The organism is Nocardioides sp. ChNu-99 (assembly GCF_029493445.1).
Classification (GTDB): domain Bacteria; phylum Actinomycetota; class Actinomycetes; order Propionibacteriales; family Nocardioidaceae; genus Nocardioides.
Map to the genome: position 1 here is coordinate 61690 of NZ_JAHWBL010000005.1, position 14873 is coordinate 76562.

Below are 14873 nucleotides of genomic sequence, written 5' to 3' on the forward strand. Positions count from 1 at the left end.
GTGCCGTGCATGCCGACCGGGGTGGAGCCGTGACCGCCCTCGACGACTACACGGCGGCCCTCGCCCAGCCGCGGCTCGACGCCGGCCCCGAGCGGTACGACGAGCTGGTCGCCCCCGACGGCTCGCTGCGGCCCGCGTGGCGCGGCCTCGCGGAGGTCGCGGTGCGGCTCACCTCCGAGGACCTGGCGCGCGTGCACGGCGAGATCCGCCGGGCCCTCGCCGACGACGGCGTCACCTACGCGGCCCCCGGCGAGGACCTCGCGCCCTGGCGCCTCGACCCGGTGCCCCTCGTGCTCGACCCCGAGGACTGGGCGACCCTCGAGGTGGGCCTGACCCAGCGCGCCGAGGTGCTCAACGCGCTCGCGGCCGACCTGCACGGGCCGCGCCGCCTCCTCGCCGAGGGCGTGCTGCCCGCGCCGCTCGTGCTGGGCCACCCGGGCTACGAGCGGGTGCTGGCCCGCCCCTCGACGGCCGACCCGCGACCGCTCCTGCTGACCGCGTGCGACCTGGGACGGGCCGCCGACGGGTCGTGGCGGGTGCTCGCCGACCGCGCGCAGGCGCCGTCGGGCATGGGCTACGCCATGGAGAACCGCCGCGTCGTCTCCCGCGTGCTGCCCGAGCTCTACCGGCAGGCCGACCTGCACCGGATGGCGCCCTTCTTCCACGCGCTGCGCACGATGCTGCTCAACGCCGCCCCGGGCGACCCGCCCACGCCGCGCGTCGTGGTGCTGTCGCCGGGGCCGCGCTCGGAGACGGCCTACGACCAGGCGTTCCTGGCCAGCACCCTCGGCTTCCCGCTCGTGCAGGGCGATGACCTCGTGGTGCGCGACGGGGCGGTGTGGATGCGCGTGTTCGAGCACCTCGAGCGGGTGCACGTCGTGCTGCGCCGCGTCGACGCCGCCTGGAGCGACCCCCTGGAGCTGCGGGCCGGCTCCCGTCTCGGCGTCGCCGGGCTCACCGAGGCGGTGCGGCGCGGCACGGTGCGCGTCGTCAACGGGCTCGGTGCGGGCGTCGTCGAGAACCCCGGCCTCCTGCCCTACCTGCCGGCCGTCGCCGAGCGCCTCCTGGGCGAGGAGCTGCGCCTCGACGCGGTGCCCACGTGGTGGTGCGGGGACGAGCGGGCCCGCCGCACCGTCCTCGACCGTCTCGACGAGCTGGAGGTGCGGCGCACCGACGGCACCCGCGTCGACGGCACCCGCGACGAGCTGCGCCGCCGCGTCGAGGAGTCGCCGCACACCCACGTCGGCCAGCTGCCGGTCGCGCTGTCGCAGGCCCCCACGGTCTCGTCCGCCCGCACGTCCGCGAGCGGCGCCGCGGTGGCGCCCGGCCCGCTCTCGCTGCGCACCTTCACGCTCTGGCACGGCTCCTCCTACCGCCCGCTCGTCGGCGGTCTGGCGACCGTGCGCGAGCGGCGGGAGGGCCGCCGTACCGTCCCGGCGACCGCCAAGGACGTGTGGGTGCTCAAGCGGGACCCGGCCGAGCCGGACCAGCACCTCGCCCACCAGCTGCAGCTGTCCTACACCGACCCGGGCACCGCGATGGTGCCGCGCGTGCTCGACGACCTCTACTGGTCGGGGCGCTACCTCGAGCGCGCCGAGGACCTGCTGCGGCTCCTGCTCACCGCCCACGCGCTGGCCGACGACTACCGCACCCGCCCGCTGTCGGCCGGCGGCGCGAGCCTCGCGGTCACCTGGGGCGCCGTCCAGGCCCTCTGCCCGCCGCGGTCCGGCCCGGGCGCGGGCCCGGGGCCGGGTGGCGACGGCGGGCACGACGGCGGGTACGACGAGGAGTTCCGCGCCGTCGTGCTCGACGCGACCCGCGCGGGCAGCGTGGCCCAGTCCCTCGCGGCGCTGCGCGCCTGCTCCCTGGCCGTGCGCGACCACCTGTCCGCCGACACGTGGCGCACCTTCGCCGCGCTGGACCGCGCGGCCGCCGACCTGCGGGCCTCCCCCCACAGCCACCGCGTGGAGGAGGTGTGCGGCCGGATGCTCGACGGCGTGCTCGCGCTGACGGGCGTGAGCGCCAACATGGTGCGCGACCCGGGCTGGCACATGATCGGCGCCGGCCGCGCCGTCGAGCGGGTCCACCAGGTCGCCCGCCTGCTGCGGGCGACGCTCGTCGAGCGCCGCGGCCTCGACACCGACCGGCGGGTGCTCAACGCCGTCCTGGGCTCGACCGAGTCCGTGGTGACGCACCGGCGCCGCCACCGCGGCTACGTGAAGGTCGGCAGCACCCTCGACCTGCTGCTGCTCGACAGGGCCAACCCCCGCTCCGTGGCGCACGCGCTCGGCGAGCTCCGCACCCACCTGGCCGCCGTGCCGGGCTCGACGGGCTCCACCCGCCCCGAGCGGCTGCTCGACGAGCTGGTCGAGCGGGTCACCACGGTGGACCCCCGCGCGCTCGTGGCCCTCGGGGGCGAGCGCCGCCCCCACCTCGCGCGCTTCCTCGACGAGGTCGTCGCCGACGTCGCCCGGCTCTCCGACGCGATCGCCCTGCTGCACTTCCCCAGCGGCCCCGGCCCGCGCTCGTTCACCCAGCTGCTGCCCGCCCGGCTCGGCGCGGCCACCGGCACCGAGGAGGGCCAGGCGTGAGGTACCGCGTGTGGCACCGCACCACCTACACCTACGACGCCGACGTCACCGACAGCCTCGGCATCGCCTACCTGACGCCCCGCACGGGCGACCTGCAGCGCGTGGTCAGCCGCGAGCTGACGGTCTCCCCGGCCACCGACGAGGTCCGCGACGACGTCGACGTCCACGGCAACGTGGCGACCTTCTTCCAGGTGGTCCGGCCCCACCGCGAGCTCGTCGTGCGCGCCGAGAGCGTCGTCGAGGTGACCGCGCCGTCGTACGACGCGGAGCTGCTCGCCACCCCGTGGGAGGAGGCCCGCCCGGCCGCCCGCCCCGACAGCCCGGACGCCTGGGAGGCCTGGGACGGGGCGCTGCCGACGCGGCTGGCCGCACCCGGCCCCGAGGTGCGGGAGTACGTCGGGGCGTCGCTGACCCCGGGCCGCCCCCTCGGCGAGGTGCTCACCGACCTGGTCCGCCGGGTGCACGCCGACTTCGCCTACCGGCCCGGCGCCACGACCGTGACCACCTCGGTCGCCGAGGTGATGACCGCGCACGCCGGGGTGTGCCAGGACTTCGCGCACCTCCTGCTCGCCGGCCTGCGCGCCCACGGCCTGGCCGCCCGCTACGTCTCCGGCTACCTGGCCACCACCCCGCCGCCGGGACGCGAGCGCCTCGTCGGGGCCGACGCCACCCACGCCTGGATCGCGGTGTGGGCCCCGGGGCGCGCCGCCGGCGAGGGGCGCGAGCCCGGCACCTGGCTGATGGTCGACCCGACGAACGACACGTGGGTCGACGAGCGCTACGTGACGGTCGCCTGGGGCCGGGACTACGGCGACGTGCCGCCGCTCAAGGGCGTCATCTACACCGAGGCGACGAGCTCCTCGCTGGCCGTCGCGGTCGACGTCGCGCCGCTGTCCGAGGCCTGAGCCCGGCGGCCCGTCGGGCGGGTCGGGAGACACGGTGACCACCCGCGGGCCATGATGGCGCCCATGACGGACGACCGCACGACTCCCGCCGGCTGGTACGACGACGGCTCCGGCACCCAGCGCTGGTGGGACGGCCAGGCCTGGACCCAGCACACCCAGCCCGGCCCCGGCGACCTCGGGGACGCCGCGAGCGGCAGCGCCGCCGGCGACCCCGCCGGCACGCCGGGCGCCGACGGCGGTGCCGGTGCCGACCGCACCCAGGTCGCGCACGACCCCCGCCGCCTCGAGCAGGCGGCCGCCTCGGGCCAGACCGGCCAGCCGGGTCAGCAGGGCCAGCAGGGCCAGCCGGGCCAGCAGGGCGGGTACGGCGCACCCGGCCAGGGCGAGCAGGGCTTCGGCCAGCAGCCCGGTTTCGGCCCGCAGGGCGGGTTCGGCCAGCAGGAGTCGTTCGGCCAGCAGCCCGGTTACGGCCAGCAGCCCGGTTACGGCCAGCAGCCCGGCTACGGCCAGGGCGGCCAGGGTCAGCCGGGCCAGCCGGGTCAGCCGGGGCAGCCGGGCCAGTACGGCGCGCCGGGCTACGGCCAGGGGGGCCAGCACGGCGCACCGGCGTACGGGCAGCAGGGCTGGGGCCCCGGCGGCGCCAGCGCGGCGGCGGGCCACGGCGGCCGCGGCGGCGCCCTCAAGGGCAAGGGCAAGCTGATCGGCATCATCGCCGGCGTGGTCATCGCCCTGGTGATCCTCCTCGTGCTGTTCCTCACGGTGTTCAGCGGCGGGGACAGCGCCGAGGACGCGGCGGAGGAGTACTTCGACGCCGTCGCCGACAACGACTACGAGAAGGCCTGCGAGCTCTCCAGCGAGGACTCCCAGCAGGAGCAGTTCGAGACCTTCGACGGCGTCGACGACTGCGCCGGGCTGGCCGACGAGATCGAGTCCGCCGGCGACGAGGGCGGTTTCTCGACCGAGGACTTCGAGATCTCGACCGAGATCACGAAGGTGACCGAGAACGGTGACGAGGCGACGGTCGAGTTCGACTACACGACCGAGTACACGGGCGACGACGAGGACATCCGCGACGCCGTCGGCGACGAGGCCGAGGAGGGCTCCGACGAGCTCGAGATGGTCCGCGAGGACGGCGAGTGGAAGGTCGTCGACGGGCTCTGAGGCCCGCGACCACCCGCTCGAGCACCGGGGCCCCGCCGCTCCGTCGGCGGGGCCCCGGTGCGCTTCCCCGCCGTGCCACCATTGCCGCTCGTGAAGGCCTTCCGCTGCCGCGTGTGCGACAACGCGCTCTACTTCGACAACTCCCGGTGCGTCTCGTGCGGCACGGCCCTGGGCTTCTCCCGCGCCGAGCGGGCGATGGTTCCCGTCGACGACGAGGGGCGGTACGTCGACGCCGGCGGCACGGCGTGGCACACGTGCTCGCTGCGGCGCGCGGTCCGCTGCAACTGGCTCAGCGCGGAGCCGGGCACGCCCTGCGGGGCCTGCGCGCTGACCCGCACCCGCCCGGCCGACGACGACGCGGAGGGCCTCGCCCAGCTGCCGACCGCCGAGGCGGCCAAGCGCCGGCTGGTGCACGAGCTCGACGTGCTGGGCTTCCCCGTCGTGGGTCGTGACGAGGACCCGGACACGGGCCTGTGCTTCGACATGCTGAGCAGCGTCGAGGAGAACGTCGTCATCGGGCACGCCAGCGGCGTCATCACCATCGACCTCGCCGAGACCGACGACGCCCGCCGAGAGCGCGTGCGGGTCGAGCTGGGAGAGCCCTACCGCACGATGCTGGGCCACCTGCGCCACGAGGTGGGCCACTACGTGGAGTTCAAGCTCGTGACGGGCGACGCGCTCCTGACCCGGTGCCGCGAGCTGTTCGGGGACGACACCCGCGACTACCAGGCGGAGATCGACCGGCACTACTCCGAGGGCCCGCCCGACGACTGGCAGCGGCGCTACATCACGACGTACGCGACGATGCACCCGTTCGAGGACTTCGCCGAGACCTTCGCGCACTACCTGCACATCTCCGACACCGTCGACACGGCCGTCGAGCAGGGCCTGCTGACGGTCAACCCGTCGGTGTTCGGCTCCTTCCGCGACCTGGTGGTCGGGGTCTGGGTGCCGCTGAGCATCGCGCTCAACGAGATCAACAAGTCCATGGGGAAGGACGACCTCTACCCGTTCGTCATCCCCGACCCCGTGCTCGACAAGCTGGACTTCGTCGCCGCCCTCGCCGAGTCCGGCGCCGGCAGCGACGCCGACGTCTGAGGAGGAACACGTGCGCGGACTGCGGACGACGCTCGGCACCATGGTGGCGCTGGTGTTCGCCCTGGTGCTGCCCCTCGCCCTCGTGGCGTCGTGGGCGGACACCGAGGTGGACGACACCGACGCCTACGTCGAGAACGTGAGCGACGTGGCCCGCGACGAGGTCGTGCGCGCCGAGGTCGTGGACCGGCTGGGTACGGCGGTCACCGCCGCCGTCGAGGGCCGCCTGGGCGGCGTCGAGCTGCCCGCGGCCGTCCAGGAGGTCGTCGACGCGACCGTGGAGGACGTGCTCGACAGCGACGAGCTGGTGGCCGCGTGGGAGGAGGCGAACCGCTCGGCCCACGAGCAGTTCCTCGCGATCATGGACGGCCGCGGCGACGGGGAGAGCTTCGAGGTCTCCCTGCGGCCGCTGCTGGACGCGGCGCTGGAGGAGCTCGGGGCGCGGGGCGTGCCCACCGGCGCCGTGCCCGAGGGGGCCATGACGTTCCGGGTGGCCTCGGGTGAACGCCTGGCCGACGTGCGCGACGGCTACACCAGCGTCGTGGGCGCGGGCACGCTCCTGCCCGTCCTCGCCGTGGTGCTGCTCGTCGTGGCCCTCGCGCTGCCCGCCGGACGCTCGCGCCTGGGTGTCGGGCTCGTCGCGGCGATCGGCGCGGCCATCACCTCGGGGGCCCTGCTCGCCGTTCTCGGCGTCGGGGCCGACGTGGCCGAGCTGCAGGTCGACCCGGCCGACCGCGACCTGGCCTCGGCGGTGCTCGAGGTGCTGCTCGCCGGCCTGCGGACCCGGGCGCTGACCGCGCTCGTCGTCGCCGTCGTCGTCGCCGTGCTGCTCGTCGTCGCGCTCGCGGTGGTACGCCGGCGCCGTCCCGCAGCGCCGCCGCGCGCGGCGTACTGAGGCCTGCCGCACGGTCGTCGCGCCTGCGCCGCGCGGCTGCCGCGCGACGGGGGACGTCCGCCGATGGCCGCTGCGGGGCCTGCAGCGGTTAAGTTGCCCAGATGACGAAGAGAACCGTGCCCGTGCTCGCCGAGCGCGCGGAGTCCTACCTGGTGTCCCGGGCCCGCGAGACGACCGAGCCCGTCACGTCCGGCGAGCTGGCCCGCGCGCTGGTGCGCGAGGGCGAGCCGCAGGTCATGCAGCGCAGCGTCGGACCGGTCCTGCAGCACGTGGCGGCGTACGGCTCCGTCTCCTGGTCGCGCAACCTCGTGGCCTGGGTGGTCGACGAGAAGACCGGCGAGCCAAGCGAGCACGTGAGCGGCCTCGGCGACGCCGCCGAGGTGCGCGCCACCACGCACCGCCGCCTGTCCACGGGCGTCTGGGGCTGAGGCCCCCGGCCGGTCGGGGCGACCCGGTCGGCCCCCCGGTCGGCCCCCCGGCGGCTCAGACCGCCGGCAGCTCGAACCAGGCCACCGTGCCGCCGTCCGGGCGCGCCAGCAGCCCGATGGTGCCGCCGTGGGCCTCGACGACGCGCCGGCACGTGGCCAGCCCGAGACCCGATCCGTCGCCACCGGCGGCGTCGAGGCGCACCAGCGGCTCGAACGCCCGCTCCGCGTCCGCGGGGTCGATGCCGGGGCCGTCGTCGGTGACCTCGACCCGCCAGCCCGCCTCGACGCGCCGCGCCCCCACCTCGACGGTGGGGGTGGGCCCGGCGTGCTTGGCCGCGTTGCCGAGCAGGTTGGCGAGCACCGCGGAGAGCTGCACGGGGTCGCCCGGCACGGTGGGCAGCGGCCCGACCTCGAGCCGGGTCCCGGCGAGCGCGTCCCCGAGGTCGGCGACGACGGACGCCGTGGTCGTGGCGAGGTCGACGGGCCGGCGCTGGAGGCTCCCGCCGACCCGGGCGTAGGCCAGCACCTCCGCGACGAGGGTCCGCATGCGGTCCGCGCCGCGCTGGGCGGTGCGCAGGGACTCGACGGCGTCGGCCGGCACGGCGCCCAGCTGCAGCTCCAGCAGCTGCAGGGCCATCGCCACGGTGGCCAGCGGGTTCGCGAGGTCGTGGCTGACCTGCCCGGCGAAGGCGGCGAGGTGCTCGTTGGAGCGCTCGAGCTCGGCCCGCAGGTCCTCGGCGGAGCGCAGGGCGGACTGCAGGGCACGGGTGCGCCGGTCCAGCTCGAGCACGTCGACGACCCGGTCGGCCAGGTGGGCCAGCGAGCGCACGTGGGCGGCGTCGGGCTCGCGCGGCTGGTCGTCGAAGACGCAGAGGGTGCCGATGACGGTGCCGTCGGGCGTGCGGAGCGGGTGGCTGGCGTAGAAGCGGATCGAGCCGCGCTCGCCCGTCACGAAGGGGTGGTCGGCGAAGCGGGGGTCGAGGCGGGCGTCCCCGGTGACGACCGGCTCGTCGCCGTCGACCGCGACGGCGCACATGGTGTGCTCGCGCCGCACCACGGTGGGGGCCATGCCCACGACGGCGACCTGGTGCTGCGCTCCGGCGGTGAAGATGTTGACCGAGGCGAGCGGCACCCCGGCGACCAGCGCGGCCGTCTCGACGACGCCCTGGAGCGCGGCCGGGGGCTGGTCGAGCACCCGGTACTCCGCGATCAGGGTCTCCGCGCTCACCCGTGGGCCTCCCGCTCTCGGTCGTCCGCGCCGCGGCGCGGTCAGGTGGGCACGGTAGCCGCCGGGGCGCCGGTGACGGGCACCGACCGGGCTGTGACCCCGGCGACGGGTGCGGCCTGCCTACGCTGGGGGCCATGAGCGAGGACAGCGGGCCGGGCTACGTCATCAAGGGCGGTGGGTTCGACCGGGACATGAACTACATCCCGGACCGGATCACGGCGGTCGACCCGGCGACGGGTGAGCCGCGGCGTCCCGCGCACGGCCCCGCCGACGTGCCGCTGTGGCCGGTCGAGCCGGGTCGCTACCGCCTCGTCGCGGCGAAGGCCTGCCCCTGGGCCACCCGCGCGATCATCGTGCGGCGCCTGCTCGGGCTGGAGGACGTCCTCTCCCTCGGCACGCCGGGCCCCACGCACGACCAGCGCTCCTGGACCTTCGACCTCGACCCCGACGGCCGGGACCCGGTGCTCGGCGTCGAGCGGCTGCAGGAGTCGTACTTCCGGCGCTACCCCGACTACCCCCGCGGCATCACCGTGCCGGCGATCGTCGACGTCGCCAGCGGCGAGGTCGTCACCAACGACTTCCCGTGGATCACCCACGACCTCTTCCACGAGTGGCGCGACCACCACCGCGCGGACGCCCCCGACCTGTGGCCCGACGACCTCCGCGAGGAGATGGACGTCGTCGACAAGCGGGTCTTCACGGAGGTCAACAACGGCGTCTACCGCTGCGGCTTCGCGGGCTCCCAGGAGGCGTACGACGCGGCGTACGACCGGCTGTTCACCGCCCTCGACTGGCTGGAGGAGCGGCTGGCCGACCGGCGGTTCCTCCTGGGCGACCGGCTGACGGAGTCCGACGTGCGGCTGTTCACGACGCTGGTGCGCTTCGACGCGGTCTACCACGGCCACTTCAAGTGCAACCGGCAGAAGCTGACCGAGCTCCCCGTCCTCTGGGCGTACGCGCGGGACCTCTACCAGCTGCCCGGCTTCGGCGAGAGCACGGACTTCGACCAGATCAAGGCGCACTACTACGTGGTGCACAGCGACATCAACCCGACGCAGGTCGTGCCGAAGGGCCCGGACCTGTCGGGCTGGACGACGCCGCACGGGCGCGAGGCGCTCGGGCCCACGCCCGCCTTCGCCCGCTGAGCCGGGCCCGTCCGGGCGAACGAGAATCAGCCGCAAGGTACCCCCTGGGGGTATGGTCGCGGCGGCATCGGGCGGACGGTCAGGAGGAGCGATGGGGCACGGTCACGGGCACGGCCACGGCGGCCCGGGCGGTCACGGCGCCCACGGGGCCGGCCGGGCGGCGGACCGTCGCCGGCTCCGCATCGTGCTCGCGGTCACCGGCTCGATCATGGTGCTCCAGGCCGTGGGGGGCCTGCTGACCGGGTCGCTGGCGCTGGTCGCCGACTCCGCACACATGGCGATGGACGCCGGTGGCGTGCTGCTGGCGCTGGGTGCGTCGTACGTCGCGGCGCGGCCGGCGGGGGAGCGCTCCACGTTCGGCTACCACCGGGCCGAGGTGGTCGCGGCGCTGGCGAACGCGGTGGTGCTGCTGGGGCTCTGCGCCGTGCTGCTGTGGTTCGGGGCGAGCCGACTCGTCGACCCGGGCGAGGTCGACGCGGGCCCGATGATCCTGTTCGCGCTCAGCGGCCTCGTCGCCAACGGCGTGTCCATGGCGGTGCTGAGCCGCTCCGACACCGGCTCGCTCAACCTGCGCGGGGCGCTCATGGAGGTCGTGGCCGACCTGCTCGGCTCGGTCTTCGCGATCGCCGCCGGCGTCGTGATCCTGGTGACCGGGTGGCAGCGCGCCGACCCTGTCGCCTCCCTGCTCATCGCCGTGATGATCCTGCCCCGCGCCGTGAGCCTCGCCCGGGACGCCCTGCGGGTGCTGCTGGAGGTGGCGCCCGACGACCTCGACCTCGCCGCCGTCACCGCCCACATCCGGTCGATGGACGGCGTGCTCGACGTGCACGACCTCCACGCCTGGACCATCACGTCGGGGCTGCCGTCGCTGTCGGCGCACGTCACCGTGACCGAGGAGGCGCTGGCGCAGCACGGGGTGGGCGGGATGCTCGACCGGATCAGCCACTGCGTGGCGGAGCACTTCGAGGTGCGCCACGCGACGTTCCAGATCGAGCCCGCGACCCACCGCGCCCACGAGGACCTCGGCGAGGCCCACTGAGGCCGCGGGACCCACGGCGGGCGGGCGCCCGCCGTACGGGTTCGTGCCGGCGCTCAGCTGAGGGGCGGGCCGTCCACCGGGTAGCCGCCCTCCTGGCCGGCGATGGTGCCGCCGAGGCTGGCGCCGCCGCCCTGGTCGTCGTCCTGCTGGTGCCGCTCGACGTCCCGCTCGGCCGGCACCTGCTCCTCGTCCGTCCGAGCGGTCTGCGGCGGGGTGTCCTCGCCGGCGACGGCGGAGAGGTCGATCTCGGGGCGGTCGTCGTGTGCGCTCATGGATCGAACGTAGCCACGGCGCCGGGCCCGCCCAAGGCTGCCGGACCAGCGCCCCCGAACGGCCGCCTCGTCGACACCTGGCGGTCGCCGGGCTCGCTCCGGCTCAGTCCCGCTCGACCTCGCTGCGCAGCTTCAGCACCACGGTGCCGTCCTCCTGCTCGATGACGTAGGCCGGGTCGTCGTCGCTGCCGTTGCGGGTGACCTCGTTGCCCTTCGTCGTGCGCGTGACCTTGTCGTGGTGCACCTCGGTGACCGTGCCGCTCGCCTCCGAGCTGCCCCACTTCCACGTGACCGTCGTCCCCTTGCGGATGCTCATCTCGTCAACGTACGTCGGGGGTCCTCAGGTGCGCGCCGGTCTCGCCCGCCGGCGCCCGGTCCGCTACCGTGGTGGCGCCCAGTGACCTGGGTCACAACACTACACACCCGACGACCCGACCGGCGCCCCACCCCCGCGCCGTACCGGGGCCGTCACGACGAGCCCGACGGCGGTGACCCCGCGGCCGGGCGAGGAGCGGGCCATGACGATCCTGACCGGCGCGCCGACCGCACACGAGTCGGCCGACTGCGAACCGGACTACGTGCAGCTGCTGACGCCCGAGGGCGAGCGGCGCGAGCACCCGGACCACCACTTCGACGGCGACGACGACCTCGTCCGCACGATGCACCGCGACATGGTGCTCGTGCGGCGCGTCGACACCGAGGCCACCGCGCTGCAGCGCCACGGCGAGCTCGGCATCTGGGCCCAGCTGCTCGGCCAGGAGGCGGCCCAGGTCGGCGCCGCCCACGCCACCCGGCCCCAGGACTTCTTCTTCCCGACCTACCGCGAGCACGGCGTCGCGTGGGTGCGGGGCGTCGACCCCGCCCACCTGCTGGGCCTGTTCCGCGGCGTCGACCACGGCGGCTGGGACCCGGCGGAGCACAACGTCGGTCTCTACACGATCGTCATCGGCGCGCAGACGCTCCACGCGGTCGGCTACGCCATGGGCCTCACCGCCGACGGCTGCGTCGGCACCGGTGACCCGGCCCGCGACGCCTGCGCGATCGCGCACTTCGGCGACGGCGCCTCCAGCCAGGGCGACGTGCTGGAGTCGTTCGTCTTCGCCGCGACCTACGACGCGCCCGTCGTCTTCTTCTGCCAGAACAACCAGTGGGCCATCTCGGCCCCGATCGAGCGCCAGTCGCGCACGCCGCTGCACTGGCGGGCCCCGGCGTTCGGCTTCCCCGGGGTGCGGGTCGACGGCAACGACGCGCTCGCGACGTACGCCGTCATGCGGTCGGCGACCGACCGGGCGCGCTCGGGCGAGGGCCCCGTGCTCGTCGAGGCCTACACCTACCGGATGGGCGCCCACACCACGACGGACGACCCGACCCGCTACCGCTCCGGCGCCGACGTCGACGCCTGGCGCCGCAAGGACCCGATCGCGCGCGTCGAGACCTACCTGCGCCGCGCCGACGCGATCGACGACGCCTACCTCGCCGCCTTGGACCAGGAGGCGGCCGACCTCGGGGCCGACCTGCGCCGGCGCTGCCGCGAGCTGCCGGACCCGGCGCCCCTCGCGCTCTTCGACCACGTGTACGCCGACACGCCTCCCGAGCTGGCGGAGCAGCGCGACGCCTACGCGGCGTACCTCGCGCAGTTCGACGCGCCGGCCGCGACGACGCCGGGGGTCTCCCGATGAGCCGCGTGACCCTGGCCAAGGCGCTGAACGCCGGCCTGCGGGCGGCCATGGAGGCCGACGACAAGGTCGTGCTGATGGGCGAGGACGTGGGCCGGCTCGGCGGCGTCTTCCGCGTCACCGACGGTCTGCAGAAGGACTTCGGGGAGCGCCGCGTGCACGACTCGCCGCTCGCCGAGTCCGGCATCGTCGGCACGGCGATCGGCATGGCGATGCGCGGCTACCGGCCCGTCGTGGAGATCCAGTTCGACGGGTTCGTCTACCCGGCGTACGACCAGATCGTCTGCCAGCTCGCGAAGATGTCCTACCGCTCCCAGGGACGGGTGCGGCTGCCCGTCGTCATCCGCATCCCGTTCGGCGGCGGCATCGGGGCGGTCGAGCACCACAGCGAGAGCCCGGAGGCGCAGTTCGCGCACACGCCCGGCCTGAAGGTGGTGGCCTGCTCGAACCCCGTCGACGCCTACTGGATGATCCAGCAGGCGATCGCCTGCGACGACCCGGTGATCTTCCTGGAGCCGAAGCGGCAGTACCACGGCGACAAGGCCGAGCTCGACACCACCGCCGAGCCGCCGCCGTTCCTCGCCTCTCGCGTCGTGCGCCCGGGCACCGACGCCACGCTCGTCACCTACGGCCCCATGGTGCGCACGTGCCTCGCCGCCGCCGAGGCCGCCGTGCCCGAGGGCCGGTCGCTCGAGGTGATCGACCTGCGCACGCTCTCCCCGCTCGACCTCGGCCCCGTCGTGGAGTCCGCGCGTCGCACGGGCCACGTCGTCGTCGCCCACGAGGCCCACACCAACCTCGGCATGGGGGCGGAGGTCGCCGCCCGCGTGAGCGAGCAGTGCTTCTACTCCCTCGAGGCGCCCGTGCTGCGGGTCGGCGGCTTCGACGTGCCCTACCCCGCCGCCCGCAACGAGCACCACTTCCTGCCCGACCTCGACCGCGTGCTCGACGCCGTCGATGCGTCCCTGGCCTTCTGAGGAGCCCGCCCGTGCCCGAGTTCAACCTGCCCGACGTCGGCGAGGGCCTCACCGAGGCCGAGATCGTCGCCTGGCACGTGAAGGTCGGCGACGTGGTCGAGGTCAACGACCCGATCGTCGACATCGAGACCGCCAAGTCGGTGGTCGAGCTGCCCAGCCCGTACGCCGGGGAGGTCACCGCCCTGCTCGTCGAGGTCGGCGAGACCGTCGCCGTCGGGACGCCGATCATCGCCGTCGGCGAGCCGGCGTCTGCGGTGGGTGAGGAGCCCCGCGAGCGGAGCGAGCCGGCGTCTGCGGTGGGTGAGGAGCCCCGCGAGCGGAGCGAGCCGGCGTCTCGAACCCCCCACGAGCCCATCGACACCAACGTCCCGCCGGAGGGCAACGCGACCCTCGTCGGCTACGGCCCCCGCGAGACCGGTACGGCGCGCCGCCCCCGCCGCGCGCCCGCGGCGGTGGCCGTCGCCCCGCCCGCCGGGGTGCTGGCGAAGCCCCCCGTGCGCCGGCTGGCGGCCGACCTCGGCGTCGACCTGGCGGCGCTGACGCCGACGGGCCCGCACGGTGACGTCACGCGGGAGGACGTGCAGCGGGCCGCCGCCCCCGCCGCCCCCGCCCCGACCCCCGCCGGGCAGCAGGCCCCCGCGGCGGTGCGGGCCGCCGTACCGGACGGGGTCGGGGAGACGCGCGAGCCGGTCAAGGGCGTCCGGAGGGCGATGGCCGAGGCGATGGTGGCCTCGGCGTTCTCGGCGCCGCACGTGACGATCTGGACGACGGTGGACGTGAGCGCGTCCACGGCGTACCTCGCCCGGTTGCGGGCGCGGCGCGACTTCGCCGACCTGCCCGTCTCCCCGCTGCTGCTCGTGGCGCGGGCCGTCACGCTCGCGGTGCGCCGCACGCCGCTGCTCAACTCCTGGTTCGACGCCGACGCGGCGGACGGCGCCGGGGAGGTCGTGCTGCGCGAGCGGGTGAACCTCGGCATCGCGGCCGCGACGCCGCGCGGGCTGGTGGTGCCGAACGTGAAGGCGGCGGACACGCTGTCGCTGCCGGGGCTCGCCCGGGCGATCGGCGAGCTGGTCGCGACGGCGCGCGAGGGACGCACGGCGCCGGCCGACCAGGCCGGGGGCACGTTCACCATCACCAACGTCGGGGTGCTCGGCATCGAGGGCGGGACGCCCATCATCAACCCGGGCGAGTCGGGGATCCTCTGCCTCGGCGCCGTCCAGCGCCGCCCGTGGGTGGTGACGGACGCGGACGGCACGGAGACGCTGGCGCCGCGCGACGTGGTCACGCTGACGCTGAGCTTCGACCACCGCCACGTCGACGGGGCGACGGGGGCGGCGTTCCTCACCGACGTCGCGAGCGTGCTGGAGGACCCGGCGAACGCGCTGCTGCTCTGAGGTCGGCGCACCCGCGGGGGGCGTCCCCGCGGGTGCGTGCCCGACCGCCCCACGATTGAAACGTTTT

Annotated in this window: 14 protein-coding genes; 11 read left to right on the plus strand and 3 right to left on the minus strand. The window is 75.4% G+C overall.

The window, feature by feature from the left end; translation table 11 throughout:
* Positions 1-29: 29 nt before the first annotated feature.
* From KK617_RS03320 to KK617_RS03345, 6 genes are all read left to right on the plus strand, one after another.
* A complete protein-coding gene (locus KK617_RS03320; protein ID WP_277498090.1) occupies positions 30-2591 on the plus strand; it encodes a circularly permuted type 2 ATP-grasp protein in 2562 nt (853 codons plus the stop codon).
* The gene (locus KK617_RS03325; protein WP_277498091.1) at positions 2588-3496 is read left to right on the plus strand and encodes a transglutaminase family protein; all 909 of its coding nucleotides are present in this window, start codon (positions 2588-2590) and stop codon (positions 3494-3496) included. Before KK617_RS03320 ends, KK617_RS03325 begins: the two co-directional genes overlap by 4 nt.
* A 63-nt stretch (positions 3497-3559) precedes the next feature.
* Positions 3560-4657, plus strand: coding sequence for a DUF2510 domain-containing protein (locus KK617_RS03330; RefSeq protein ID WP_277498092.1), 1098 nt, complete (start codon positions 3560-3562; stop codon positions 4655-4657).
* 90 nt (positions 4658-4747) lie between these two features.
* On the plus strand, positions 4748-5755 hold the full coding sequence (locus tag KK617_RS03335) for a putative zinc-binding metallopeptidase (RefSeq protein ID WP_277498093.1): 1008 nt from the start codon (positions 4748-4750) through the stop codon (positions 5753-5755).
* A 10-nt stretch (positions 5756-5765) separates the two neighbouring features.
* On the plus strand, positions 5766-6647 hold the full coding sequence (locus tag KK617_RS03340; protein ID WP_277498094.1) for a hypothetical protein: 882 nt from the start codon (positions 5766-5768) through the stop codon (positions 6645-6647).
* Between the two features lie 101 nt (positions 6648-6748).
* Positions 6749-7075 carry a hypothetical protein gene (locus KK617_RS03345; protein ID WP_277498095.1) on the plus strand — a complete coding sequence of 109 codons (327 nt, stop codon included), beginning with the start codon at positions 6749-6751 and terminating at the stop codon, positions 7073-7075.
* Between the two features lie 55 nt (positions 7076-7130).
* Here the strand turns inward: KK617_RS03345 and KK617_RS03350 are convergent, their stop codons facing one another.
* Positions 7131-8303: a GAF domain-containing sensor histidine kinase gene (locus tag KK617_RS03350; protein ID WP_277498096.1), complete on the minus strand. Its 1173-nt coding sequence runs from the start codon at positions 8301-8303 to the stop codon at positions 7131-7133.
* Positions 8304-8437: 134 nt separating this feature from the next.
* On the opposite strand from KK617_RS03350, the gene KK617_RS03355 reads away from it, so the two are divergent.
* Together KK617_RS03355 and KK617_RS03360 are read left to right on the plus strand one after the other, a co-directional pair.
* Positions 8438-9448 carry a glutathione S-transferase C-terminal domain-containing protein gene (locus tag KK617_RS03355; protein ID WP_277498097.1) on the plus strand — a complete coding sequence of 337 codons (1011 nt, stop codon included), beginning with the start codon at positions 8438-8440 and terminating at the stop codon, positions 9446-9448.
* A 91-nt stretch (positions 9449-9539) separates the two neighbouring features.
* Positions 9540-10487 (plus strand): cation diffusion facilitator family transporter, encoded by a 948-nt coding sequence (locus KK617_RS03360; RefSeq protein WP_277498098.1) that lies wholly within the window; start codon positions 9540-9542, stop codon positions 10485-10487.
* Between the two features lie 53 nt (positions 10488-10540).
* Here the strand turns inward: KK617_RS03360 and KK617_RS03365 are convergent, their stop codons facing one another.
* Both KK617_RS03365 and KK617_RS03370 read right to left on the minus strand, forming a co-directional pair.
* Complete coding sequence (locus tag KK617_RS03365) at positions 10541-10759, minus strand: hypothetical protein (RefSeq protein ID WP_277498099.1); 219 nt, start codon at positions 10757-10759, stop codon at positions 10541-10543.
* 103 nt (positions 10760-10862) lie between these two features.
* Positions 10863-11075: a DUF2945 domain-containing protein gene (locus KK617_RS03370; RefSeq protein WP_277498100.1), complete on the minus strand. Its 213-nt coding sequence runs from the start codon at positions 11073-11075 to the stop codon at positions 10863-10865.
* 202 nt (positions 11076-11277) lie between these two features.
* On the opposite strand from KK617_RS03370, the gene pdhA reads away from it, so the two are divergent.
* Genes pdhA through KK617_RS03385 form a run of 3 tightly spaced genes read left to right on the plus strand, consistent with a single transcriptional unit; the run spans position 11278 to position 14806 of the window.
* Positions 11278-12438, plus strand: coding sequence for a pyruvate dehydrogenase (acetyl-transferring) E1 component subunit alpha (gene pdhA / locus KK617_RS03375; RefSeq protein ID WP_277498101.1), 1161 nt, complete (start codon positions 11278-11280; stop codon positions 12436-12438).
* Complete coding sequence (locus tag KK617_RS03380; RefSeq protein ID WP_277498102.1) at positions 12435-13412, plus strand: alpha-ketoacid dehydrogenase subunit beta; 978 nt, start codon at positions 12435-12437, stop codon at positions 13410-13412. Before pdhA ends, KK617_RS03380 begins: the two co-directional genes overlap by 4 nt.
* 11 nt (positions 13413-13423) lie before the next feature.
* A complete protein-coding gene (locus KK617_RS03385) occupies positions 13424-14806 on the plus strand; it encodes a dihydrolipoamide acetyltransferase family protein (RefSeq protein WP_277498103.1) in 1383 nt (460 codons plus the stop codon).
* Positions 14807-14873 lie beyond the last annotated feature (67 nt).